Genomic DNA, 26162 nt, shown 5'->3' with positions numbered 1-26162 from the left:
AGGGAATCACAATATGAACATCAAGCAGCTTTTCGACCCATCCAAGAACATCCATCGCAGCATCGAAAAGGTCATCACCTACGGTGTTTCGCAGGAGGCCAGACTCCGGTCCGAAATCTCCGAATATGTGGTGACCGACAGCATCGACGAGCAGTTTGAAAACCTGCTGCTCAAGATGGAAGCCGCCATGGACGTTGGCGGCGAAAACGAAGTGGGTGTGTGGGTGTCCGGCTTCTATGGCTCGGGCAAGAGCTCGTTCACCAAATACCTCGGCCTGGCCTTCGATGACAGCATCAAGATCGATGGCATCCCCTTCATCCAGCACCTGCAGGACCGCCTGAAGCGCCAGAGCACCAAGGCGCTGCTGTCCAGCGTGGCCAAACGCTTCCCCGCCGCCGTGCTGATGCTGGACCTGGCCAGCGAGCAAGTGGCAGGTGCCACCATGGAGGAAGTCTCCACCGTCTTGTTCTACAAGGTGCTTCAGTGGGCGGGCTACTCGCGCAACCTCAAGGTGGCCGCCCTGGAGCGCAAGCTCAAGAAGGAAAAGCGGTACGACGAATTCCTGGCGCTCTTCAAGGAGACGGCCGGTGGCGAGGAATGGGCCAACTACCGCAACGACGAACTCGTGGTGGACAGCCTCATCCCGGAGATCGCCCACAAGCTGTACCCCAACCTGTTCAAGACGACCACGTCCTTCACCACCGAAGCCAGCGAAATCGTCGTGTTCGAGAACGACCGCGTTCGCGAAATGCTGGAGATCGCCCGAGAAGCCTCTGGCAAGGAATACATCATTTTCATCATCGATGAAGTGGGGCAGTACGTGGGGCCGCGTCCCAATCTGATCCTGAACCTCGATGGCCTGGCCAAGAACCTCAAGAACATCGGTGATGGCAAGGTCTGGATCGTGGGTACCGCTCAGCAAACGCTGACCGCTGACGACACCAAGGCAGCTTTGAACTCGCCCGAGCTGTTCAAGCTCAACGACCGCTTCCCGATCCAGATCGCGCTCGAATCCAACGACATCAAAGAGATTTGCTACACGCGCTTGCTGGGCAAGTCTGCAGCGGCTGAAGCCGAACTGGGCAAGCTGTTTGACCAATATGGCCAGCAGCTGCGCCAGAACACCAAGCTGGTGGACGCGCGTGTCTACGGCGTGGATTTCGACCGCAAGGCCTTCACCGACCTGTACCCGTTCCTGCCCTCGCACTTCGACATCCTGCTGCACCTGCTGGGCGCGCTGGCCAAGTCCACCGGCGGCATCGGCCTGCGGTCGGCCATCAAGGTGGTGCAAGACATCTTGATCGATGGGTCTGAAGGCAAGCCAGCAGTAGCGGAGCAGCCTGTGGGCTGGCTGGCCACCACGGTCACATTGTTCGACGCGCTGGACAAAGACATCAAACGCGCCTTCGCCTCGCTGCACGCAGCGGTGGAGAAGGTCACCAAGATCCGCTTCACCCATTCGGCGCTGCACCAAGACATCGCCAAGACCGTCGCGGTGTTGCAGATCCTGGGCAACCTGCCCATCACCCGCCAGAACGTCACCAGCCTCATGCACGGCAGCGTGTCCGCCTCCTCGCAGGCAGACGCCATCGCCAAGGCCGTTGAAGACCTGATCAACGACCCCATCGTGCCGTTTGGCGAACAAGACGGCAACCTCTGCTTCTTCAGCGAAAAGCTCAACAACATCGAGCAAGAGCGCAGCCAAGTCGCCCTGCGCGGCGTGGAACTACGCCGCATCGTCAACGAAGCATTGACCGGCGTCTACGCCCCGCTGCCCACCACGCAGCTTCACGGCTCTTACGGCGTGTCCACGGGTTTGAAGTCGCAGTCCGCTGGTGGCATTCCTGCGGCCTTGGCGGGTGAGCGCAACCCCATTCAAACCGTGGTGGAGCTGTCGGACCCCAAAGAGGTGGACAGTGTGCGCACCCGCCTCACCGACGAGTCGCGCCACAACAGCTCCCGCTTCAACATCTTCCTGGTCGGACGCACCACGCCGGAAATGGACGAGCTCACCGCCGACATCTTCCGTTGCCGCGAAATCGCCACCCGCTACCGCAACGACCCGGACCAAGAGATCCGCGAGTACTGCAACGGCCAGGCCGACCGTGCCGAACAGTTGGCCGGCAAGTTGCGTCTGCAAATCCAGCGCAGCCTGCTGCAAGGCTCGTTCATCTTCCGCGGCCAGGTGGTGGCGGTGGACACCTTGTCGGCCGATCTGTTGGAGGCCGCTCGCAAACACCTGAGCGAAGTGGCTGAGCAGGTCTTCGACCGCTATGCCGAAGCGCCCGTGCGCGCGGGCACCGATCTGGCGGAAAGGTTCTTGCGAACCGGCAACCTCGCGGGCATCACCAGCGCCATCGACCCGTTGAACCTGGTGCAGACCCAGGGCGGACGCCACAGCGTGCGCACCGACCACCTGGCCATGATCAGCATCCGCGACCACATCGACCGCAACGGTATGGTCGAAGGCAAGCGCCTGACCGATGTGTTCAGCGACGCGCCGTTTGGCTGGTCACCCGACACCTTGCGCTACGTTCTGGCAGCCATGCTGGTGGCTGGAGAAATCAAGCTCAAGGTGGCTGGGCGCGAGGTCACCGTCAACGGCCAACAAGCCATTGACGCCCTCAAGACCAACAACGCGTTCAAGAGCATTGGTATTGCGCTGCGGGGTGGCGACAGACCGTCGAACGAAGTGCTGGCTCGTGCCGCCACACGCCTCACCGAGCTGACCGGCGACTCCGTCATTCCACTGGAAGACGAGATCAGCAAAGTCACCACCAAGCTGTTCACCCAGCTGCAGCACCAGTACGGGCCGTTGACAGAAAAGGTCCGCGCGCTGAACCTGCCTGGAGTCGACCGCCTGGAGAGCTTGACGCAAGAAATCAACGACGTGCTGCTGACCGATGCGTCGGACGCTCCACGTCGCCTGGGCAACGAAGCGTCCGAACTCTTCAACAGCCTCAAGTGGGCGGCAGAGGTCAAGCTCAAGTTGGAGCAGGGCCTGGAACCCACACTGCAGGAGCTGGGCAAACACTGCTCTACCATCGGCAGCCTGCCCAATGTGGCCCTGCTGGCCACGCTGAAAGAAGAGTTGTCAGAAGACCTGGCCCTGATCCAGCAACGCCTGCAGCAGGCAGACTTTTTCCGCTACGCGGCCGACTTCAACACCAGCCTCACCACGCTTCGCGCCCGCGTGCGCGACACCGTGCTGGCCATGCAGGATCTCATCAAGCAGCGCGTCAAAGACGCCGAGGTGGACCTCAAGCGCGTGCCCGAGTGGGCCAAGCTCACCCAGCAGGAACAAACCGAATTGCTAGGTAGCCTAGACCGCTTGGTGGTGCAAGCCCCAGCAGACCTGACCGGGCTGACCACCACCCTCAACACCGACTACGAACTGCAGTCCCTGGTGCAGACCCTCAAGCACCGCATTGAGAAGCTGGGGCAGCAACGCATCAAAGAAGAGCTGGAGGCGGCTCAACCCAAAGTGGTGGAAGGCGTGGCCCAGGAGCCGCGCAAGCCCATCGCCCACAAGGTCACAGCGCGGCGTCAGATCACCAAACTCGAAGACCTGGACACGCTCATCGCCAACCTGCAACAGGTGCGAGGCGAACTCAAGTACGCCCACGCGTTTGACCTGAGCATTGAACTGGGAGACGAGTGAGCATGGCGTTCGACCAAAACACGGGAGTGTCAGGATTTCTGTGTGTGAGGCTGTTGAATCCGTCACTCAATCGTGAGGCGGCTTGGTGATCTTACTGGCCCGATCTGGTAAATCGGTCCTCGTAGAGGATCGCAAATTGGTTCATCGCTGATTTCCAGTGGTTGGCCGCCCGCCCCCAGTCCGCGGTGATGTTGCGCAGCGCCAGCCAGATCAGCTTGGTGGCCGCCTCGTCGCTGGGGAAGTGGCCGCGCGTTTTGATGATCTTGCGCAGCCGTGCGTTCACGCTCTCGATGGCGTTGGTGGTGTAGATCACGCGCCGCACCTCGGGCGGGAAGGCGAAGAACGGGATGACCTTGTCCCAGGCCCGGCGCCAGGCGCTGACCACGGTCGGGAACCGCTGCCCCCAGGGGCCGGCCGCAAACGCATCCAACTCGGCCTCGGCCGCCTCGGCGCTCACCGCGGTGTAGATGGGTTTGATGGCTGCGGCCAGCGCCTTGCGGTCTTTCCATGACGCAAAGTCCAGGCCACCCCGGATCAGGTGCACGATGCAGGTCTGCAGCGTCGTCGCCGGGAACACTGCGCCCAGCGCCTCTGGCATGCCCTTGAGGCCGTCGGTGACGGCAATCAGGATGTCCTGCACCCCGCGCGTCTTCAGATCGTTGAAGACCTTCATCCAGAACTTCGCCCCTCGGTGTTCTCGATCCAGATTCCCAGGATGTCGCGCGAGCCGTCAGGCAGTACGCCCAGCGCCAGGTAGACGGCCTTGGAGCGCACCACCGCATCCTCGCGAATCTTGACCCGCAGCGCATCGAAGAACACCACCGGGTACATCGCCTCCAGCGGCCGTGTCTGCCAGGCCGTGACCTCGCCCATCACCTCATCGGTGACACGGCTGATGAGCTCGGGCGAGACGTCCACCGAGTACATCTCAGCCAGGAAACCCTGGATCTCGCGCACCGTCATGCCGCGTGCGTACATGGCGATGATCTTGTCGTCGAAACCCGTAAAGCGCCGCTCGTGCTTGCCAATGAGCTGCGGCTCGAAGCTGCCTTCGCGATCGCGTGGGACATCGATGCGCAGCGCCCCCACATCGGTCAGTACGGTCTTGGTGCTCTTGCCGTTGCGGTGGTTGGCTGATCCGCCTGTGGGCTTGGCTTGGCCGGGCGCATAGCCTAGGTGATGACTCATCTCGGCGCCCAGCGCCCGCTCAAGAATTGACTTCTTGAACTGATCGAACAGCCCTTGGACTTGGCCTGGCGTCATGGGCCCGGTCACCAACTGGTCAAGCAGCTCGGCCGGGATGTGAAATTGCGGCTGTGCCGCCTGGTCCGCCAAAGCGGTGGGTTTGGTCTTGCGTGGCATTCATGCTCCTTGTCGACATGCTATGCCTCACACACAAAATTTCTGACAAGCTCCAAAACACCCGCGGGCGCCTGCAGAAACTGGTCAACGCCTGCCGGGCCTTGCTCAGTGACGACTTCAGCATCCAGCTGCAGCAGGTCTATGGCCTGGACCCCAGAACCGGTGACGTCACGCCCATGGCGCGGCTGACCCACCTGGACGATCGCCAACGCCACACCGCCCAAGTGCTGCGCCAGGTGCTGGGCCACTACCTGGGCGCTGACGCGGACGATACCGAACACCGCATCGCCGTCATCGATCGCATGGTGCGCGAGCAGGCCTTTACCGTGCTCAACCGCATGGCCGCGCTGTTGATGATGGAGGCTCGCGGCCAGCTGTTCGAGTCGGTCAGCAAGGCCTACCAGTCCAGAGGCTTTCAAAGCTACGCACGCTTGGCCGGCACCGCTCTGGGGGAAACCGGGCAGGCCTATCAGGCCTACCTGTTCAGCCTGTTCGACGAACTGGCTCAAGAGCTGCAAGGCCTGTTCGATCGTTTTGCGGCCAACGGCCTGCTGTTCCCGCGCGAGACGGCGCTGCGCGCCTTGCTGGACGAATTGAACCACCCCGACATCACCCCCTTGTGGGCTGAAGACGAAACCATCGGGTGGATCTACCAGTACTTCAACTCGAAAGAAGAGCGCAAGGCGATGCGCGAGGCCAGCCAGGCGCCGCGCAACAGCCGTGAGCTGGCTGTTCGCAACCAGTTCTTCACGCCGCGTTACGTGGTTGAGTTTTTGGTGGACAACACCCTGGGCCGCGTCTGGTACCAAGCCACCCAAGGCACCACCGCGCTCAAGGACCGCTGCCAGTACCTGCTCTGCACCTCACGGGATGTTTTTCTCCGTCGGTTTGACGCAGACGACTTGCGCCCAGGCTCGGTTGCAGCGCTCGTTCAAGCAGGCCAGTGGTCAGAACTACCCGCCTTCGACACCAGCGAAGCCGGTGTGCAGGCGATGATCGAGTTTGCGCACTGCGTCAACACCTACGACCGCCACCACAACGACACCTGGGGCGACTATTTCCAGCGGCTTGAAGCAGCCTTGCGCGCTCAGCGCTATGAATCGTTGTCCACGCAAGAGCTGTGGGACGGTGTGTTTCTCATTTGCCGGGCCGACCGCCATGGTGGCGATGGCAGCGTCTACCAAGATCGCTGGTTCGTGGGTGCTTGCCAAACCATCGTGGACCGCCTCAAAGCGGACGATGTGCAGCAAAAGCCGAACGTCATCGCTTTCCATGTGGTTCGCGACCCGCGCACCTTGAAGCTGCTGGACCCAGCTTGTGGATCCATGCACTTTGGCCTCTACGCCTTTGACCTGTTCGCCGAGATCTACCGTGAGGCATGGGCCTGGGAGCAGCAGCACGGGCCAGGCTCGCTGGATGTGTCGACGCAGCCTCAGCTTTCGCTGAAACCCCTGTGCCAAACCTTCGCGGACGAAGAGTCATTTCTGCGCGATGTTCCTCGCCTGATCATCGAGCACAACATCTACGGTGTGGACATTGATCCGCGTGCCGCCCAAATCGCCTCCTTGGCGCTGTGGTTGCGGGCCCAGCGCGCCTGGCACGAAGCAGGTGTCAAGGCCAAAGACCGCCCGTTGATCGAACACGGTCATGTGGTCGCTGCCATTGCCCCGCCGGCAGAGCGAGAGTTGCGCCAGCAGTTCGCGTCCAGCCTGGATCCCCTCGACGCCGAATTATTTGACAAGACTTTGCGGTTGCTCAAGGGGCTGCCCGAGCTGGGGGTCTTGCTTCAGGTGGAACGTGAGCTACCGAGCCTGATTCGTCAAGTCTATGTGGGCAAAGGCACAGGTCTCTTTGCCCAAGAGGAGCGGGCGGACTGGCTGGCCGCAGAGGCGCGTTTGCGCAAGGCGCTGACCGACTTTGCGCAGGCAGCGAAGTCGACCTATCAAGTCGGCCCTGCAAAACTCAGCCAGCCCCCATAAACACTGGGTTTGCGCTGTTTCCCCGACAGCTCCATCCCCCGAGAATCAATTCACCAGCCATTGATTTCTGAGAGTTTTGTGATGCCCCAGCCCGGTCAAACCGCCGACTTCTTCCGCCAACCACTGGCCGAGATGATCGACCTGCACCACCCGCTGGCGGTGCTCGCCAGCCGCCTGCCCTGGGCACAGATCGAGGCAGCGCTGGCACCGCACTTTGCTCGCCAGGCACGCGAGGGCCGTGCAGTGGCACAAGACGACCTGTTTGGCCCTTCTGTGCAAGTGGCTGGCGGCGCAGTCGCCGCCGCAGGCCGTCCGCGCCTGCCCATCCGCCTGATGGCCAGCCTGCTGTACCTCAAGCACGCCAACAAGCTCAGCGACGAGGAGCTGGTGCAGCGCTGGGCGGAGAACGTGGTCTGGCAGCACTTCAGCGGCATGCGCTTCTACGAACCACGCCTGCCGTGTGACGCCACGCAGATCGGACGCTTTCGTACAGCGATTGGCGAGGCCGGCGTGGAAGAACTGCTCAAGGCCACCATCGACACGGCCGTCACCTCCAGGGCCATCGGGCCCGCCGAGTTCGAGCGGTTGATCGTGGACACCACGGTGCAGGAGAAGGCCATTGCCCACCCGGTGGACTCACGCCTGCTGGAGATCGCCCGCCACAAGGTGGTGATCGCCGCCAAGCGGGCGGGCATTGCCCTGAAGCAGACCTTTGTGCGCGAAGGCAAGGCCTTGCGGCGCAAGGCCGGCGGCTACGCCCATGCCAAGCAGTTCAAGCGACTCAAGAAGACCGTCAAGCGCCAGCGCACCATCCTCGGCATCGTGTTGCGCGAGGTGGGGCGCAAGATCAAGCAGATGCCTCAAGTGCCGGCCGAGGCGCTGACCGCCCTGCACGATCTGATGCAGCGCGCCGAGCGCATCCGCACCCAGCAACCCAAAGACAAGAACAAGCTGTATGCCATGCACGCACCGGAGGTCGAGTGCATTGGCAAGGGCAAGGCCAGGAAACCTTACGAGTTCGGCGTGAAGGTCAGCGTGGCGGTAACGCACAGGCAAGGGCTGATGGTGGGCGCACGCAGCTTTACCGGCAACCCCTATGACGGCCACACCTTGGCTGAGCAACTCGAGCAGGTAACGATCCTGACCGAAGACACGGGCCGCAGCCCCAAGCAGGTGGTCGTCGATCTGGGCTTCAGAGGGGTGGATGCACACAACCCGGGCGTTGAAATCATCCACCGGGGCAAGTTCAAAAGCCTCACCTCAGCGCATCGGCGCTGGCTCAAGAGAAGGCAAGCGGTAGAGCCTGCGATAGGGCACTTGAAACACGACAACGGCATGGATCGGTGCTGGCTCAAGGGATCCATGGGCGATGCGTTGCACGCGGTGCTGTGCGCAGCCGGCTACAACATCCGCTGGCTGCTGCGGGCGATCGTGCGTTTGGGCCTCAAGGGGCTTTTTGCGCCCCTGCTCGCACGACTGTGGATCTGGGCTGCGGCGCTGGCTATGGCCACGCAGGCGCGCAGAACCCGCTGTGGATCGCTGGGTTGGATGTTGCGGTGAATTTTGCAGGGCCGACTATCAAGGGAGACTGTTTGCGCAGGACGCCTTGCTGGGATTGCGGCTCATCGATCTGTGCCGAGAGGTGTTCGACGTGGTGGTGATGAACCCACCGTTTGGCGCGCTTGCTGCAAACACCAAGGATCAACTGGTCAAAGCCTATCCGCGCAGTAAAAATGACCTTTTGGCCATCATGGTTGAGCGCGGGCTGGAGCTATTGCGTGCAGGTGGTCGTATAGGTGCAATCACCGCTCGAACCTGCTTCTTCCTGCCTAGCTTTTTGAAGTGGCGCGAGGAAATTGTCTTAGGCGTAGCACAGCCAGAAGTCATGGCCGATTTGGGGATCAACGTAATGGATGATGCCATCGTCGAGGCGGCTGCATACGTTCTGGAGAAGCAAAGGTGACACATTTCATTCGCGTACTTGAGTTCTCAGACAAAGAGAGCACTCTGAAAAATTTCTGTTGTTCCTTCAGGTCTGGCAAACCTGATTTTGGAGCATTCTCAGTTGATGCATCTACCTTCAGATCACTTCCAAGCTCTGTCTTTGCCTATTGGATGAACCCAAGTGTTGGCGATGCGTTTTCTCGATTCAGAAGTTTCGCTGAGCATAGCTTGAAAGCACAAGTGGGATGCTCGACAAAAGACGATTTCCGATTTCTACGATTGTGGTGGGAACTGCAGGAGCCGAGCGACAAATGGATCAACTTGGCAAAAGGGGGGCGTTATTCACCCTTCTACTCAGATATTCATCTTCAGATTAATTGGAAAGACAATGCAGCAGAACTTGAGGCCGCAATTCTCAAAAAATATCCCTACTTAGGTGATTCTGCAAATTGGGTTCTGCACAGGGAGAGTGATTACCTGAAGCCTGGAATTACTTGGACTCGACGAACGAAAAGTGAGTTCTCACCACGATTCCTCCCTTCGGGCTGCGTATTTTCTGAAAAAGGCTTGAGTGCTTTTATTGAGGGCGGAAGTAGAAAAGACATCTCTGCTGTATTGGCAATCCTTTCATCCAAGCCGTGCCGTTCGCTTATCGAAGTTCAACTGGCTGCCGCAGATAAGTCGCAGGCTGGTGGCGTCGCTAACTCATATGAAGTTGGGATCATCAAGTCCACACCAGCCCCTGACATGGATGCTGAAGTTGCTGAGCGTCTAGCTGAATTAGCTTGTCTCGCGTGGAAGCAAAAGTTAACTCTCGATGGCATCCAGGAAAGCTCTCACGCGTTCCACTTGCCAGCAGCCTTACGCGACCGTCTGGGTAGCTTCGATCCGCTCGCTATCGAAGCCGATTTGGGCCGCATCCAGGCCGAGATCGATGCCATCGCCTTTGACCTCTACGGGTTTAGCGACGAGGATCGCACTCCGGTGCAGGCAAGCCATGCTGCGGCCCGCACGGAGGATGAAGAATCAGACGCAGACCCAGACGATGAAGGTGAGGACGAAGAGAACGCCGCACTCATCGACCAGACGGCCGGATTATTGAGCTGGGCCGTCGGAGTGGCCTTTGGCCACTTTGACTGGCGATTGGCAACTGGTGAAAGGGTGTCCGCCCCCGAACCCGAGCCCTTTGACCCGCTACCGGCTAAGAGCCCTGGCATGTTGCCCGACGGCGACGCACCCTTCCATGCACATTCCGGCATCCTGGTGGATGACCCTGGTCATGCGCACGACTTGGCACGCATCGCCGAGCGTGTGCTGGAGCGGGTGGACATGCCGGTGCCGGCTAATATGCGCCGCTGGCTGCAAAAGGACTTCTTCTCCTTCCATCTGCAGCGCTATTCCAAGAGCCGCCGCAAGGCGCCCATCTACTGGCCCCTGGCCGCCGCCTCTGGCAGCTACACCCTGTGGCTGTACTACCCCAGCCTCACCAGCCAGACGCTGTACACCGCCATCAACGACTTCGTCGAGCCCAAGCTCGCTGATGTGGTGAAAGAAGCCGCTGCGCTGAGGGTCAAGGGCAGCGCTCGTAGCCGCGACGAAGAAAAACGCCTGGAAACCGTCTCGAGCCTGGAAGCCGAACTGATCGACCTGCGTGACCAGCTCCAAGCCATCGCTCCCAAATACCGCCCCAACCACGACGACGGCGTCCAGATCACCGCGGCCCCGCTGTGGCCGCTGTTCCGTCACAAGCCCTGGCAAAAGCTGCTGAAAGACACCTGGGCCAAGCTGCAGAAGGGCGACTATGACTGGGCGCACCTGGCCATGAACTACTGGCCCGAGCGTGTGCGCGAGAAGTGCAAGACCGACAAGTCCCTGGCGATCGCGCATGGCCTGGAGGATTTGTATGTGGAGCCTGAGGCTGCACCCCAAAAAGCCAGAGGCAGAAAGAAGAAGGAGGATGCTGAATGAGCGTGATGCAACAGTCGAGCCGGGCGCAAGACCGGACATTGGGCGTGTGGTTCCAGCACATTCAGCAGGGCATGATCAAGCTGCCCCGGTTTCAGCGCTTCGAGGCCTGGGACCGCGGGCGCATCACGAGCTTTTTGAACACGGTCATCAGCAACCTGCCGGTGGGCGTCACGCTTGCCCTGGAAGTGGCTGGTGTTGAAAAGTTCGAATCGCGCTACATCGTCAGCGCAGAGCCCGCCTCGGCCGGCACGGTCACCCAACACTTGCTAGACGGCCAGCAGCGCCTGACCGCTTTTTGGCGGTCCATGCACAACAACTACGAGTGGGAGACCTTCTATGTCTACCTGCCGCAGTTCGATCGCACCCAGCAGAACAAGGACGCGGACGCCGAGGTGCGTTGCGTCCCCCGGTGGACCAACAAACACCAGTTGCGGATGCCGCGATGGGCCGATGAACCTGCCAAGTGCTTGGAGCGGGGCTTGTTGCCGGTGCACCTGCTGCGGCCTGGCGACCTGTCTTCTGAGATCGATACGTGGTTAACGCAGGCGACCAAGCCACTGGAGCCGTCGGACACGGACCCGGATGCGCTCGCCAAGTACAAGGCCTACACGGCCATGCGCGACAAGATCAAGGCGGAGATCACCACCCTCCGCGAGAGGGTCACTCACTTCAACTTGCCGTACCTGTCACTGCCGTCGGACACCAGCAAGGACGTGGCGCTGCAGGTGTTCATCAACATGAACACCAACAGCAAGCCGCTGTCGCTCTACGACATCATCGTGGCCGAGGTGGAAAGTGTGGCCGGGCGGTCTCTGCACGACCTGGAAACCGCCTTGGTGACCAAGCACCCGAAGGCGTCGCGGTATGGCGATGTGTCTGACCTGATCCTCGCCACGTCGGCGTTGCTGCAGGAGAAGCTGCCCAATGCCCGCGGCATGGTGGAAATGGACAAGCGTGCGCTGTTGGACAACTGGCCCAAGCTGGAACGCGGTCTGGATCGGATGGCCAGCTTTTTGGAGGGAGAGCGCATTTTTGACGAAGCTCGGCTGCCCACCAACGCCGTGCTGGCGGTGATCGCGGCGGCGTATGAGCTGATCCCAGAAAACGGTGACTTTTTGGCCAAAGCCGAAAAGCTGCTCAAGCGCTACCTGTGGTCGTCCTTCTTCTCCGACCGGTACGAAAACTCCGCTGCGTCGCGGGCCTACGCCGATTTCAAGGCCCTCAAGGCCTTGCTGGTGAAGCGGACCTTTGACGACTCCGACCTGCCAACGGTGCCCGTGCTGAACCGCACTGAGAGCCCGCTGGCCGATGTGGACTCTTTGCTGGCGGCTCGCTGGCCCAAGGCGGCGGGCATCGAAGCACGAGCGATCTTGGCGGTTTCGCTGTACCTGGGTGCCAACGACTTTGCGGACAACCGCACGGCCACCTACGACAGCATCCAGAAGCGGGAGTACCACCACGTCTTCCCAGATGCCTTGTTGTCTGAGGCTGGGATCGAGAGCTACCTGGCCCTGAACTGCGCTCTGATCACCTGGAAGACCAACCGGATCATTGGCCGAAAGGATCCCCTGGAGTACTTGAACGAGCGGGTGGCCGCTGCCGATGCGGCGACGGTCAAAGAGCGTCTGCGCTCGCACTTGATTTCATTCGACCATCTGTCCAAGGCGCACTACGCCGGCCTGTCGGGCAATGAACTGGCAACAAAGTTGAAGCAGGACTTCGACCGGTTCCTGCAAAGCAGAGCAGCCTGTGTGGTGGCGGCGATGAACAAGCTGGTCGCGGGTGAAACACCGCAGCTGGACGAGGTCTGGCGCAGCCAATCCACTCCGGATGCGTCTTGAAGTCGGCTTGCCTTTGAGGGAGGAAAACACAACATGTTGATTTACGCAAACAGCTTTTGGTTTGAACCAGCGGGAGGGCCTGCTGAGATCATCCAGTTCATTGCCAAGTGGGTGGGCCAGCGTGCCAAGAGCTTTGTGGATGGTGACCGCCTTGCCAATGGCATCCGCGAGTTGAAGCTCCGCGATGGCAGCTCCCTGACCTCCAACACCACCGGCAATCTGGCGGAAGGGCTGACCTACCCGTACCTGTTCAGTGCGCAGCTGAGCCACCGGGATGACACGGTGTCAGGTCGCAAATGGATCACCGAGGTGGGGCTGCGCCAGGAGGCCGCGGGTAAGCCCGTGGAGTGCTCGCTGTTGCTGAAGACAGAAGAAGTCAGCGCCAGGGTGACGGCGCCCATTCAGGTGACGCGCCCCAAGCTGGTGGAGCAGCTCATCAAGGCCTGCAGACCCTCCGCGGAAACGCCTGGTTTGGTGGTCAAGACCTTGGACGAACACAGCGCGAAGGCTTTTCTGCACGAGGTGGAGCGAGAGGCTCGGAGTTACCCGCTGGTGTTGGTCAGCTGCTCTCGGGAGGGCGTGTACCCGGTTGAGCCGGAACGACTTCGCTCGGTGTTGACGGGCTTGGCAGAAGTGGTGACCGTTCCCAGCGGCGTGGATACCTTTGCCCTTGAGGAGGAAGTGGGCCGGCGACACATGGCGTTTGGTGGCGCGGTGAACATCGTGTTCCCAGTGCGCCGCGGCAGCAAGGATCGCTTCTGTGAAACCGTGCTGCTGCGCCCAGAAGCCATTGCCGAGCTGTTGGGGGGGGGCAAGTCGCTGGAGTCGGAGGTGTTAGCGGCCATCACCCACCGCACCAACTTGCCGGCGTCGTGGCGGCATATTTCGCCGGCCAAGGTGGACCAGGCGATCTTGCACGGTCGGGTCACGGCCTTGTTGGAGAAAGCCAAGGGCAGCGCCCACGCAGGCGAACTGGCCGAATACGTTGAGCTGTTGCGGGCTGCTGATCAAGAGCTGTTGATCAAAGACGCGGACCTGAAACAGGCGCGAGCGGACTTTGAGGCCAAGGAAGAAGAGGCTCGAGACCTCAGGGCAGACATCTTCAACCTGAAGCAAACCCTGAGCGGTCTGCAGGCAGACGACGGACAGGATGGGTCCATGGAGGTCTTGGAGCCGCTGCGCGAAAAGATGGTGGCCCTGGTCAGTGCCAAGCCAACGCTGCAAAAGGTGGTGGATTTGATGGCCACCCTGTATCCAGACCGGTTGGTGTTTCTGGAGAGCGCCCTGGCATCGGCGAAAGATTCGGACCGCAATGGATTCAAGCTGGCCGACAAAGCCTGCGAACTGCTGCACACCCTCGCCACCGAATACTGGGCCGCCTTGATGGATGGCAAAGGCGATCAACATGCCAAGGGGGTGTTCGGGCAAAACGCTTTCGCGGCCAACGAATCGGACTCGTTGAGCAACGAAGGCAAAAAGCTGCGCACCTTCAACTACCGGGGCCGGGACTTCGTCATGGAGAAACACCTCAAGCACGGTGTGAAAGACAGCAAGGCCGAAACGCTGCGCATCCACTTCGAGTGGCTGCCGAGCGAGAAGAAGCTGGTGGTCGGTCACTGCGGCAAGCACTTGAATTTCTGAGAGTCCCCCGAATGAGCATTGCAGACTTCATCCAGAACCAGGTGTTGCGCCCACGGGTGCAAAAGGCCGGCGCCTTGGTGGTGTACGACCCCGAGCAGCGATACCGTGAGGTGTGTGCCCACATGGCTGGCGACAAGCTGGTGGTGGTAGACGCCACCGCCAACAGCATCGAAAGCCGCTTGCGGGCCATGCAGGGCCTGCGCGATGTGGTGGCGCAGCAGTTGCAGGGTCTGTTGGTCTACGTACCGACCAAGGCACCTGAAACGGAGGAAGAGAAACAGGCCAACCCGTTCTCGCCTGTTGCAGCGGCGGGCCTGGTGTTCCCCGAGGGGGACGGTGACAGCTATGAGAGCTTGTGTCTGAAAGCCAAGCCCGACCACGTATCGGCTATTCGGGCGGTGTTCGCGCAAGACGCGAACCCTGCCTTTGCCGTGGTGGATGCGGTGGGTGGTGGTTTGGGGTGGCCCAATCTGCGCGCGCTGCTGCACGTGGATTCTGCGCGCGACATTTTGTTTGCACTTTTGGCCCCGAATGCTGCGCAGGTGGCTGCGCTGAACGGTAGCGAAGCCTGGGTGACCGAAGTGAAGGACCTGCTTAAAAACAGCATTGGCCTGAACTTGAAAACCCGCGGCAAAAAATGGGACTCGGTCTCGGCTGAACTGTGGCGCTTTGTGCTTTTCAGCGAGTTCACGTTTGATCTGCCTGGTTCACTGCCTGATGCGCTGGCCGATGTTCCCAGGGCGGAAGTCAACAGCCAGCCCTTGATCGACGACTTGTGTGATCGGCTGCGCAATGATCGCCGCACACAAAGCATCTATATCGAGAATGCAGAGGGAATTGAAGCAGACCTCAAGTTGGAGAAGCTTTTCGAGGGCTGGGCCGACTTGGGAACGCGCGATACCTTTCCGTTTGAAGAGAGAACGTTCCTGGCAACGGCCATCGACGGTGTCTTGCGCGATAACATGGATCGCAGCCGCAGCATTCTCGAGCAGCACCAAAGGTCAGTGTGGACGGGCAAGGGTGAAAGCCGCGCACAGTGGGATTTAATCCGCGCGGCGGTCGAGCTCATCCAAACCTGCGAAGACATGGACCGGCAACTGGCCGATAACGCACGCAACGCCGAAGCGCTGCTTGTGTTCTACACCAGCAGTCTGCGCGAGGTTGATCGCCTGCACCGGGAGTTTGAGCAGGCTGTGAGCGACTACGACTGGCAGGACGCGAACGGCCTGATGGCGCCAGTAAAGCACCAGGTGCGCAAGCAGTACGGCAAGCTGGTTGAGAAAGTGCAGCAAATCTTCGTTCGCCACGTAGAAAAAAGCGGCTGGCCATTGGCTGGCTACTTGGCCAACTCCGATGTGTTTGACCGGGTGGTGGCCCCCAAGCTGCAAAAGAACGGCCATAAGGTGGCGTTCTTGATGATCGATGCTTTACGCTATGAACTGGGCGTCGCGCTGGAGCGGCAACTGGCGGAGGACGGACAGGTCCACCTACAAGCTGCCCTGGCGCAACTACCCAGCGTGACGCCTGTGGGCATGGCCAGTCTGCTGCCCGGTGCGGGGGCGCAACTGCGCTTGAGCAACAACGCGCAAAGCCTGGTGCCCATGCTGGGTGATCAGGTGGTGGAGACGGTGACGCAGCGGATGAACGTGCTCAAGCAACGCTATGGGCAGCGCTTTGAAGAGGTTCGCCTGGAAGACTTTGTGCGTGGGCGGGCGAATTTCTCAGCCGATGCGGATCTGTTGGTATTGCGTGCGGTTGAAATCGACAGCCATTTCGAGAATCACCCCGACACGGCGCCCGGTGAAATCACCCATGCGCTCAAGCGTATTCGGGTGGCGATCAATCTGCTCAAAAAGCGCGGGTTCAACGAGGTGGTGATCGCCACCGATCATGGTTTTTTCATGAATACGCACGCTGGCGCGGGCGATGTGTGCCCAAAGCCAGTGGGCAACTGGCTGCCAGTGCACGACCGCTGCGCGCTGGGAGATGGTGCTGGCGACGGTAACCACCTGGTGGTGCCCGCGGAACGGATGGGCATTCGCGGAGATTTCGCCAAGATCACTATGCCGACTAGCTTGGCTGCTTACCGAGCTGGCCTACTGTATTTTCATGGCGGGCTTTCACTGCAGGAATGCGTGGTGCCTGTGATCAGCATGCAATTGAAGGTCAGCACGCAGCCCAGCGTGCACCAGGCGACCATCTCCATGACCTACCGAAACGGTGCAAAGGCCATCACGACCCGTGTACCGGTAATCGAGTTGAGCGTGGACACCGCAGACATGTTCTCGGTGGACAGCGGCTTCGAAGTCCTGCTGGAGGCGCACGACCCGCAGGGAGACGTGGTCGGTGAAGCCAAGGCGGGTGGTGCGGTGAATCCGGCAACAGGCACCTTGACGCTGAAGCCCGGGGAGAAGGTCCAGGTCACCGTGAAAATGCACATGGACTTTGAGGGTAAGTTCAAGCTCAAGGCCTTGAATCCATCCACCTTTGAGATCTACGCGCAACTGGATTTGGCGACCAACTACGCGGTATGAAAACCATGAACGAACTCGACCGAAAACTGATCGATGCCTTTGACGGCAAGGTGCTCAGAAAGGACCTGTTGCACCGCATCAAGAAGGGCACGAACGTGCCCACCTTCGTGTTGGAGTTCTTGCTGGCCCGCTTCTGTGCGAGCGATGACCAGGCGGAAATGGATTCCGGCATGGAGGCGGTGATCGCGAGCCTGCAGGACAACTACGTCAAGCCCGACGAGGCCAACGCTGCGCAGTCCAAAGTGGCGACCAAAGGTAAGCACCGCTTTATCGACAAGATTCATGTGCGGTACGTCGAGAAGGAGAAGCGACACTGGGCGTCGCTGGAGAACTTCAACTCGCAGCGCATCGCGATCGGCGAGAAGTTTTACCGGGACAACGACCGCTTGCTCGAAGGCGGCATCTGGGCCGAGGTCACGCTGGCGCATAACCCGATTGAAGAGGATGACTACGCCTTCCACGTGGAAGACATGCGGCCCATCCAGATCAGTCGGTTTGACTTTGAGCGCTACTGCGAAGGGCGCAAGCATTTCACCCGTGATGAGTGGGTGACCATCATTTTGCGCACGGTCGGGCTGGAGCCTGAGAAACTCTCGAAGCGGGTGCAGATGCACTTCATCGCTCGCCTGGCCGCCCTGGTCGAGCCGAACTATAACTACATCGAGCTGGGGCCTCGCGGCACCGGAAAATCGTACTTCTTCAGCGAGTTTTCGCCGTACGCGACGCTCATTTCTGGCGGTCAGGCCACGAAATCCACCCTCTTCTACAACAATGCCCGTCGTAAGGTGGGCCTGGTGGGGTTCTGGGATACGGTTGCGTTTGACGAGGTGGGTGGCATCAAGGTCAAGGATCCCGACACGATCCAGATCATGAAGGACTTCATGGCCAATGGGCGCTTCTCCCGTGGCGCCGAGGTCATTGCCGATGCGAGCTTGAGCTTCGTGGGCAACTTTGACCTGTCAATCAGCCAGGTGGTGAACTCGGTCAAGCATGACCTTTTCCAGCCGTTGCCAGCAGAGTTTGACCTGGCTGTGATGGACCGGTTTGCCGCATATATCCCTGGCTGGGAGATGCCCAAGAACAGCAGTGCATTTCTGACCAACAACTACGGATTCATCACTGACTATTTGGCCGAGGCGTTCCACCACCAGTTCAAACACACGAACCGGTACGAGGAAGTCACTAAACGCATTCGCCTGGGCAAGTCGGTCGAAGGTCGGGATGAAAAAGGCATCAAAAAGACGGTGTGCGCCTTCCTCAAAATCCTGCACCCATCGGGCACGGCCACGGACGAAGAGTTCGAGGAATACGTGGCCTATGCGGTGGAATGCAGGCGGCGGGTGAAAGAGCAGATGAACAAGCGCAAGCCTGACGACGAGTTTGCTCAGATCAATCTTTCCTACCAACGCACGGATGGCACTGAGGTTGTCGTGTTCTGCCCCGAGTCGAAGGATGCGAGTGCTACGCAGCAACCCGCCAGGACATCGCTGAGCCCTTCAGAGGCGGGCGCTCTGGACCTGGGGGAATCGCATGGCACGGCCCTTGATGTGACGCTCACGAAGCCAGCCGAGCTGGCAGAGTTTGCGGCCGTAGTTACAACACCGGCGCCAGCGCAAGCTGCGCTAGAACCGGCGCCTGCCGAACAGCACTTCACCATCCTGTACGGCGACACGGGTCACACCTACGAGTCCATCATGGGGCCGTACCTGCAGGGCGCGAAAACGGTTCAGGTAGAAGATCCCTATATCCGTTTGCCTCATCAGATCCAGAATTTTGTACGGTTCTGTGAGGCTGTTTTGAAAGCAGGAACATTGCGCAAGATCTCGCTGATGACTAGCTTCGACGACACCACGCCGTTGGCCGACATGAACGACAAGCTTGATCAGCTGCGCCAAAGCCTGCTGGAGCAGGACGTAGAGCTGGAAATCAATGTCAACCCCAATCTGCATGACAGAGAGATTCGACTCGACAACGGCTGGGTCATCAAGATCGGTCGGGGTCTGGACTTCTACCAACGACCTAGCAGCTGGTTCGAGATAGGCGCTATGGATATGAGTCTGCGCAAGTGTTTGGAGACCAAGGTAGACATCTTTAGAGCCTGAAACACCCCGGGCAACCGGGGCCTGATAAGCAACAGACCTAATCCGTGGGCAACTGTGCTCACTGCAAAGCCAATCGCAATTCAAGCACAGCGGCGATGCGTCCCCGCAGGGCACCTTGGCCTATTGTGTTGGCGCCGATTCAAAAGTGAGCCACCGTGCCGCTTGAATTTTGAGCCAGGGCTGCAAGCCAGCCTGAGAGGGCCGGCTGTGGATAAGTGTAGTGCCTGATCCCGGTTAGTAATCTCCTTTAAGGACTGTTGTCATCGGTATTGAAGAAGGCAAGCCGCGCCAGCGGCTTGCCTTCTGGCCTTCAAAACGGCTGCCCCTTGTGTGCCTGTTCACGTGCCTTGATGCGTTTCTTGGCCACGGCCGTGCTGTGCAGGAAGCGGTGCGACTCGTTGCCCGTCTCCACGATGTGGCAATGGTGCGTGAGCCGATCCAGCAGCGCCGTGGTCATCTTGGCGTCGCCAAACACGCTGGACCACTCCTTGAAGTCCAGGTTGGTCGTGATCATCACGCTGGTGTGCTCGTAGAGCTTGGAGAGCAGATGGAACAACAAGGCACCTCCAGCCTGGCTGAAGGGCAGATAACCCAGTTCATCGAGCTTGTCAGAAATTTTGTGTGTGAGGCATAGCATGTCGACAAGGAGCATGAATGCCACGCAAGACCAAACCCACCGCTTTGGCGGACCAGGCGGCACAGCCGCAATTTCACATCCCGGCCGAGCTGCTTGACCAGTTGGTGACCGGGCCCATGACGCCGGGCCAAGTCCAAGGGCTGTTCGATCAGTTCAAGAAGTCAATTCTTGAGCGGGCGCTGGGCGCCGAGATGAGTCATCACCTAGGCTATGCGCCCGGCCAAGCCAAGCCCACAGGCGGATCAGCCAACCACCGCAACGGCAAGAGCACCAAGACCGTACTGACCGATGTGGGGGCGCTGCGCATCGATGTCCCACGCGATCGCGAAGGCAGCTTCGAGCCGCAGCTCATTGGCAAGCACGAGCGGCGCTTTACGGGTTTCGACGACAAGATCATTGCCATGTACGCACGCGGCATGACGGTGCGCGAGATCCAGGGTTTCCTGGCTCAGATGTACTCGGTGGACGTCTCGCCCGAGCTCATCAGCCGTGTCACCGATGAGGTGATGGGCGAGGTCACGGCCTGGCAGACACGGCCGCTGGAGGCGATGTACCCGGTGGTGTTCTTCGATGCCCTGCGGGTCAAGATTCGCGAGGATGCGGTGGTGCGCTCCAAGGCCGTCTACCTGGCGCTGGGCGTACTGCCTGACGGCTCGCGCGACATCCTGGGAATCTGGATCGAGAACACCGAGGGGGCGAAGTTCTGGATGAAGGTCTTCAACGATCTGAAGACGCGCGGGGTGCAGGACATCCTGATTGCCGTCACCGACGGCCTCAAGGGCATGCCAGAGGCGCTGGGCGCAGTGTTCCCGGCGACGACGCTGCAGACCTGCATCGTGCACCTGATCCGGGGTGGCCTGGACTTTGCGTCATGGAAAGACCGCAAGGCGCTGGCCGCAGCCATCAAACCCATCTACACCGCGGTGAGCGCCGAGGCGGCCGAGGCCGAGTTGGATGCGTTTGCGGCCGGCCCCTGGGGGCAGCGGTTCCCGACCGTGGTCAGCGCCTGGCGCCGGGCCTGGGACAAGGTCATCCCGTTCTTCGCCTTCCCGCCCGAGGTGCGGCGCGTGATCTACACCACCAACGCCATCGAGAGCGTGAACGCACGGCTGCGCAAGATCATCAAAACGCGCGGCCACTTCCCCAGCGACGAGGCGGCCACCAAGCTGATCTGGCTGGCGCTGCGCAACATCACCGCGGACTGGGGGCGGGCGGCCAACCACTGGAAATCAGCGATGAACCAATTTGCGATCCTCTACGAGGACCGATTTACCAGATCGGGCCAGTAAGATCACCAAGCCGCCTCACGATTGAGTGACGGATTCAACAGCCTCACACACAGAAATCCTGACACTCCCAGTTCATCGAGGATGACCAGATCCATGCGCTGCAAGCTCGCTGCGATGCGCCCCGCCTTGCCCTGGGCCTTCTCCTGCTCCAGCGCGTTGACCAGATCCACTGTGGAGTAAAACCGCACCCGTGAGCCATGGCGCGTGATGCCCGCCACGCCGATGGCCGTGGCCAGGTGCGTCTTGCCCGTGCCGGGGCCACCTACCAGCACCACGTTGTGCGCCTGCTCGGTGAACGCCATGCCTGCGAGCTGTTCGATCAGCTTTCTGCCCACCGGCGAGCACTCGAAGTCAAAGCCCGCCAGGTCGCGGTGCACAGGGAACTTGGCCGTGTGCATCTGGTAGCTGATCGAGCGCATGGCACGGTCCGCCGCCTCGGCCTGCAGCAGGTGCTCCAGCAACCAGCGCGAGCTCTCCAATGTCGCATGACCGCCTTGCTTGACCAGATCCTCCCAGGCCCCCGCCATGCCATACAGGCGCAGCTCTTTGAGCTCTTTGTCCAACTCACGCATGATCGGCCTCCTGCACGACAATGTCTGTGCGCAGGCTGTCGTAGCGTGCCGTGTCGGCCACCGCCGTGCTGCGGCGCATGAAGCGCGACGACATCACAGTGCACGGCTTCCGGTCCTCGTTCCGGGACTGGGCAGCTGAAGCCACCGACTACCCCCAGGAAATGGCGGAAATGGCGCTGGCGCACATTGTGGGCAACAAGGTGGAGGCAGCCTACCGGCGCGGGGACATGCTGGAGAAGCGGCGCGCGATGATGCAGGCTTGGGCCGAGCACTCGCTATGAAAACACGGTGCAGTGGCTGTTGAATCAATCACAATCTATTCCCTTGACGGAATATTCCTTGGGGGCTATATTGAACTATGTCTTGGGACGTTGAGTACACCGATGAGTTTGAAGCTTGGTGGGAAGGCTTGTCTGAGCAGGAGCAAGTGTCCTTGGCAGCTTCAGTAGCGTTGCTGGAAGAGCGTGGCCCCTCACTCGGTCACCCCCACAGCAGCGGTATCAACGGTTCTCGCCACGGGCACATGCGTGAATTGCGCACGCAGCACGGCGGGCGGCCGTTTCGCACGCTGTATGCCTTTGACCCTCGCCGAATGGCAATTTTATTGATCGGCGGTGACAAGACGGGTGATGACCGCTGGTACGAAGTGCATGTGCCAATCGCTGATCGGTTGTATGACGAGCATCTGGTCCAGCTACGCCGTGAAGGAGAAATAGATGGCTAAGAAATTTTCTGAATTGCGGGCTGCAATGAGCCCTCAAGCGCGTGCTCAAGCCGCTGAACTCGCGCAAACTATGCTGAACGAAATGCCGCTGCACGAGCTGCGCCAAGCTCGGGGGCTGTCGCAAAAGATGCTGGCAGATGTACTGCATGTGCAGCAACCCTCTATCGCCAAGATGGAGAAGCGCACAGACATGTATCTTTCAACGCTACGCAGCCACATCCAAGCGATGGGGGGTGAGCTGGAGGTCATTGCACGGTTTCCCGATGGGGCGGTGAAGATCAGCAACTTTGCTGAGCTGGGTGCTCCGACACAGGCTGCAATGCCCTCGTGAGTGGTTACTTTCCAATGGAAACTGCACTGCCTGCGGAAGCAAAAAAGGCTGCCAGCTCGCTGCTTGCCGCACTGCATGACACTGCTACCGACTTGCACAAAGCGGGCTTCATGGATCTGAAGTCGCTGCGTCAATACGATGCGTTGTGTCTAGCTGACGAGGTGTGCGAGGCGGAAGACATCGTCACGCAGCGCTCCCAGCTATAGATCGGTCAAGGACGGTTTTTAGCGTCTGTGAACGTCTCCACATTCTCGGTAGCGCGATGGACTGCTAGCGGCAGCGTCCTTGTGCTCAAAAGGTGGCTACCTATTTAGTTGCTCGAAATTTTCGAATAGCTACTGGCGACCATGACATGGTGCGTAGATATGCCGGGGTTTCCGATAGGCGTAACGTTGCTGAGATTCAGCGGCCAATCGAACTAGCCATCCGTGCTCGGCGAACACGGCGCGTCCCATTAGCCTTGATAGGCAGGGGGGCTAGGGTTGGCCTTCGACGTCCTGGAATGCCGACCGCTCCAGGTTTAGAGCGGAAGTTCACCAGCGTCCGCTTTTCGGCGGCGCGGTGCTGGCCAGCGAGTCCAAGGGAATGTGAAGGTGTTGACGCCGACCGAAAACTGAGCCACTTTTTGCGGTGATGCCGACGCAAATTTGAGCCAGGTGTTTTACCTACCCTGCTGCATTTTTGAGCAGGGGAATGAAGAAGGTGATCACCATGGACATGATTGGCAAGATCAGGCGGATGCACCGCCGGGACAAGAAGACGAAGAGGCAGATATCGAGGGAGACGGGGCTATCGAGGAACACGGTGGCCAAGTGGCTCGATGAGGTTGAGTCGCTCGAGCCCAAGTACCGCCGGGAGGCGGTCAAGACCACGAAGCTGTCGGCCTATGAGGCCGAACTCACACAAGCGTTGAAGGCCGATGCCAGGCGGCCCAAGAAGGAGCGGCGCACGGCCAAGGCGCTGTTTGCGCAGATCAAGGCGGCCGGATACGAGGGTGGGTACACACGGGTGACGGACTTCATCCGCAAGTGGCGCCAAGGCAAAGGCCAGGGCGATGCAGCCAAGGCTTTCGTGCCCCTGACGTTCGAGCTGGGCGAGGCCTTCCAGTTCGACTGGAGCGAAGACGGGCTGGTGATCGGTGGGGTGTACTACCGGCTGCAGGTCTCGCACATGTTGCTGTGCGCCAGCGGCGCGTTCTGGCTGGTGGCCTACCCCAGCCAGGGCCACGAGATGCTGTTCGATGCCCACACCCGCAGCTTTGAGGCCCTGGGCGGCGTGGCGCGCCGGGGCATTTACGACAATATGAAGACGGCCGTTGACAAGGTCAAGAAGGGCAAGGGCCGCGTGGTCAACGCCCGCTTTGCCGCCATGTGCGCGCACTACCTGTTCGATGCGGACTTTTGCAACCGCGCCAGCGGCTGGGAGAAGGGGCGCGTGGAGAAGGACGTGCAGGACAGTCGCAGGCGCATCTGGCTGGAGGCCGGGCAGCGGCGCTTTGGCAGCTTTGCCGAACTCAACGCCTGGCTGGGCGAGCGCTGCCGGGCCCTGTGGCAGGAGTTGCGCCACCCGCAGCACAAAGAATTCAGCATCGCTGAGATGCTCGAACTCGAGCAAGAGCACCTCATGCCCATGCCTGCGGCGTTTGACGGCTACGTCGAGCACCCGGTGCGGGTCAGCAGCACCTGCCTGGTGACAGTGGCGCGCAACCGCTACTCGGTGCCCTGTGAATGGGCAGGGCAGATGGTCAGCACGCACCTGTACCCGGCGCAGATCGTGGTGGTGGCCGGCGATACCGTGGTGGCCACGCACGAGCGCCTGAGCGAGCGCAACCAGACACGCTACGACTGGCAGCACTACGTGCCACTGATCGAGCGCAAGCCAGGGGCGCTGCGCAACGGCGCTCCGTTTGCCGATCTGCCCGACCCCTTGCAACGCATGCGGCGCGCCCTGCTGCATCAGGACGGCGGCGACAAGGTCATGGCGCAGGTGCTGGCCGAAGTGCCCAAGCAAGGGCTGGACGCGGTACTGGTGGCGGTGGAGCTGGCGCTGCAGAGCGCCCCACCCTCAGGGCGGGTGAGCTGCGAACACGTCATCAACGTGCTGGCACGCTTGCAGGCACAGCCCCTGCCCGAGACAGTTGCGACCATCCTGCAGGTGAGCCAGGCCCCCCTGAGTGTCATGTCGGAGAGGGGTTTATGGTCACGCGCGCTGGGGAACACGATGTCGGTATCTGCCAGCCTGGTGTCCTTCAAAGACTCCAGCAATTGCATGGCAGCATCCGATAGCGGTACGCGGTGCTCTTTACCAGCTTTCATGCGTTCGCCTGGGACGGTCCACAGTTTGTGCTCAAAGTCCACCTCGTACCAGGCCATGCCGCGCACTTCGCCTGAGCGGGCGGCGGTGAGGATGGTGAACTGCAGCGCCAGTGCACCAATGCCACTTTGCTGGCGCAGCTCGGCCATGAAGGGTTTCATGTCGCGCCATGGCAGTGCAGCGAAGTGCTTTGATTTGGCGACTTTGGAGCGTGCAGGCAGCAGTGCGTCCAGGTGTCCTTTCCAGCGGGCGGGGTTGTCTCCCGTGCGGTACCGGTGCACGGTGGCCCAATCCAGCACCGCTTCCAAACGCCCCCGCAGGCGCGATGCGGTTTCTGCCTTGGTGTGCCACACCGGTTCAAGCACACGCATGATGTGCGCGGTTTCAATCAGCGCGACATCCATCTTGCCGATGATGGGGGCTGCGTAGGTTTGCAGCGTGTTCGTCCACTGGTCGGCGTGCTTGGCATTCTTCCAGCCCGAGCGGTGTGATTCGATGTAGCGCTCAGCACAACTGTCGAACGTGATAGTTTTGGCTTGCTCGGCACGCGCTACGGCAGCGGCTTGGTGCTTGACCTGCATGGGGTCGATGCCTTGGCGCACCTGACGACGCCAGTCCATGGCTTTGTCGCGGGCATCGGCCAGGGACACTTCGGGGTATGGCCCCAGCCCCGTCCAGCGCTCACGACCGTTGAAGGCGTAGCGCAGAATCCAGGACTTGGAGCCCCCTTCGGTGACTTTGAGCCACAGGTGTTGGCGCCGATTCAAAATTGAGCCACCGTGCCGCTTGAATTTTGAGCCAGGGCTGCAAGCCAGCCTGAGAGGGCCGGCTGTGGATAAGTGTAGTGCCTGATCCCGGTTAGTAATCTCCTTGAAGGACTGTTGTCATCGGTATTGAAGAAGGCAAGCCGCGCCAGCGGCTTGCCTTCTGGCCTTCAAAACGGCTGCCCCTTGTGTGCCTGTTCACGTGCCTTGATGCGTTTCTTGGCCACGGCCGTGCTGTGCAGGAAGCGGTGCGACTCGTTGCCCGTCTCCACGATGTGGCAATGGTGCGTGAGCCGATCCAGCAGCGCCGTGGTCATCTTGGCGTCGCCAAACACGCTGGACCACTCCTTGAAGTCCAGGTTGGTCGTGATCATCACGCTGGTGTGCTCGTAGAGCTTGGAGAGCAGATGGAACAACAAGGCACCTCCAGCCTGGCTGAAGGGCAGATAACCCAGTTCATGAGCTTGTCAGAAATTTTGTGTGTGAGGCATAGCATGTCG

13 protein-coding genes and 7 pseudogenes are annotated in these 26162 nt (G+C 60.4%); 15 read left to right on the top strand and 5 right to left on the bottom strand.

Features of this window, described 5'->3' with window-relative positions; all coding sequences use genetic code 11:
* The first annotated feature begins 13 nt into the window (after positions 1 to 13).
* Positions 14 to 3661 (top strand): BREX system P-loop protein BrxC, encoded by a 3648-nt coding sequence (brxC, locus tag P4826_RS02455; RefSeq protein WP_317702411.1) that lies wholly within the window; start codon positions 14 to 16, stop codon positions 3659 to 3661.
* 91 nt (positions 3662 to 3752) lie between these two features.
* On the opposite strand, the pseudogene P4826_RS02450 reads toward brxC, so the two are convergent.
* Positions 3753 to 5023 (bottom strand): annotated as a pseudogene (locus P4826_RS02450) (IS256 family transposase).
* Between the two features lie 2 nt (positions 5024 to 5025).
* Between P4826_RS02450 and P4826_RS02445 the strand changes: the two are divergent.
* From P4826_RS02445 to brxL, 8 genes are all read left to right on the top strand, one after another.
* Positions 5026 to 7002, top strand: coding sequence for a BREX-1 system adenine-specific DNA-methyltransferase PglX (locus P4826_RS02445; protein WP_317702410.1), 1977 nt, complete (start codon positions 5026 to 5028; stop codon positions 7000 to 7002).
* Positions 7003 to 7083: 81 nt separating this feature from the next.
* Positions 7084 to 8562, top strand: coding sequence for an IS5 family transposase (locus P4826_RS02440; RefSeq protein ID WP_317702409.1), 1479 nt, complete (start codon positions 7084 to 7086; stop codon positions 8560 to 8562).
* A 46-nt stretch (positions 8563 to 8608) separates the two neighbouring features.
* Complete coding sequence (locus P4826_RS02435; RefSeq protein WP_317702408.1) at positions 8609 to 8965, top strand: Eco57I restriction-modification methylase domain-containing protein; 357 nt, start codon at positions 8609 to 8611, stop codon at positions 8963 to 8965.
* Positions 8962 to 10914 (top strand): BREX-1 system adenine-specific DNA-methyltransferase PglX, encoded by a 1953-nt coding sequence (locus P4826_RS02430; protein WP_317702407.1) that lies wholly within the window; start codon positions 8962 to 8964, stop codon positions 10912 to 10914. The genes P4826_RS02435 and P4826_RS02430 overlap by 4 nt, the downstream gene beginning before the upstream one ends.
* A complete protein-coding gene (locus tag P4826_RS02425; protein WP_317702406.1) occupies positions 10911 to 12755 on the top strand; it encodes a GmrSD restriction endonuclease domain-containing protein in 1845 nt (614 codons plus the stop codon). Before P4826_RS02430 ends, P4826_RS02425 begins: the two co-directional genes overlap by 4 nt.
* 33 nt (positions 12756 to 12788) lie before the next feature.
* On the top strand, positions 12789 to 14396 hold the full coding sequence (locus tag P4826_RS02420; RefSeq protein WP_317702405.1) for a hypothetical protein: 1608 nt from the start codon (positions 12789 to 12791) through the stop codon (positions 14394 to 14396).
* A gap of 11 nt (positions 14397 to 14407) precedes the next feature.
* Entirely contained in the window at positions 14408 to 16930 is a 2523-nt protein-coding gene (locus tag P4826_RS02415) for a PglZ domain-containing protein (protein WP_317702404.1), read from the top strand.
* 5 nt (positions 16931 to 16935) lie between these two features.
* Complete coding sequence (brxL, locus tag P4826_RS02410) at positions 16936 to 19032, top strand: BREX system Lon protease-like protein BrxL (protein ID WP_317702403.1); 2097 nt, start codon at positions 16936 to 16938, stop codon at positions 19030 to 19032.
* A gap of 310 nt (positions 19033 to 19342) precedes the next feature.
* Here brxL and P4826_RS02405 read toward each other — a convergent pair.
* Positions 19343 to 19636 (bottom strand): annotated as a pseudogene (locus tag P4826_RS02405) (ATP-binding protein); the annotation flags it as partial.
* Positions 19637 to 19686: 50 nt separating this feature from the next.
* Here P4826_RS02405 and P4826_RS02400 point away from each other — a divergent pair.
* A complete protein-coding gene (locus P4826_RS02400; protein ID WP_317702013.1) occupies positions 19687 to 20958 on the top strand; it encodes an IS256 family transposase in 1272 nt (423 codons plus the stop codon).
* Positions 20959 to 21011: 53 nt separating this feature from the next.
* Here the strand turns inward: P4826_RS02400 and P4826_RS02395 are convergent.
* A pseudogene (locus P4826_RS02395) lies at positions 21012 to 21530 on the bottom strand (ATP-binding protein); the annotation flags it as partial.
* 50 nt (positions 21531 to 21580) lie between these two features.
* On the opposite strand from P4826_RS02395, the pseudogene P4826_RS02390 reads away from it, so the two are divergent.
* The 5 genes and pseudogenes from P4826_RS02390 to istA all read left to right on the top strand — a co-directional run.
* Positions 21581 to 21811: pseudogene (locus P4826_RS02390) on the top strand (tyrosine-type recombinase/integrase); the annotation flags it as partial.
* A 77-nt stretch (positions 21812 to 21888) separates the two neighbouring features.
* A complete protein-coding gene (locus P4826_RS02385; RefSeq protein ID WP_317702402.1) occupies positions 21889 to 22254 on the top strand; it encodes a type II toxin-antitoxin system RelE/ParE family toxin in 366 nt (121 codons plus the stop codon).
* Positions 22247 to 22585, top strand: a complete 339-nt coding sequence (locus tag P4826_RS02380; RefSeq protein WP_317702401.1) for an XRE family transcriptional regulator — start codon at positions 22247 to 22249, stop codon at positions 22583 to 22585. The genes P4826_RS02385 and P4826_RS02380 overlap by 8 nt, the downstream gene beginning before the upstream one ends.
* A gap of 14 nt (positions 22586 to 22599) precedes the next feature.
* The gene (locus P4826_RS02375; RefSeq protein WP_317702400.1) at positions 22600 to 22791 is read left to right on the top strand and encodes a hypothetical protein; all 192 of its coding nucleotides are present in this window, start codon (positions 22600 to 22602) and stop codon (positions 22789 to 22791) included.
* A gap of 505 nt (positions 22792 to 23296) precedes the next feature.
* Positions 23297 to 24760 (top strand): annotated as a pseudogene (gene istA / locus P4826_RS02370) (IS21 family transposase); the annotation flags it as partial.
* A 38-nt stretch (positions 24761 to 24798) separates the two neighbouring features.
* Here the strand turns inward: istA and P4826_RS02365 are convergent.
* A pseudogene (locus P4826_RS02365) lies at positions 24799 to 25665 on the bottom strand (tyrosine-type recombinase/integrase); the annotation flags it as partial.
* A gap of 167 nt (positions 25666 to 25832) precedes the next feature.
* Positions 25833 to 26120 (bottom strand): annotated as a pseudogene (locus P4826_RS02360) (ATP-binding protein); the annotation flags it as partial.
* Positions 26121 to 26162: the final 42 nt, after the last annotated feature.

The sequence above is a fragment of the Diaphorobacter limosus genome, from assembly GCF_033100095.1.
GTDB lineage: Bacteria > Pseudomonadota > Gammaproteobacteria > Burkholderiales > Burkholderiaceae_C > Alicycliphilus > Alicycliphilus limosus.
Note: the sequence above shows the minus strand (reverse complement) of the source record. Positions and strands in the feature narration are given on the sequence as shown.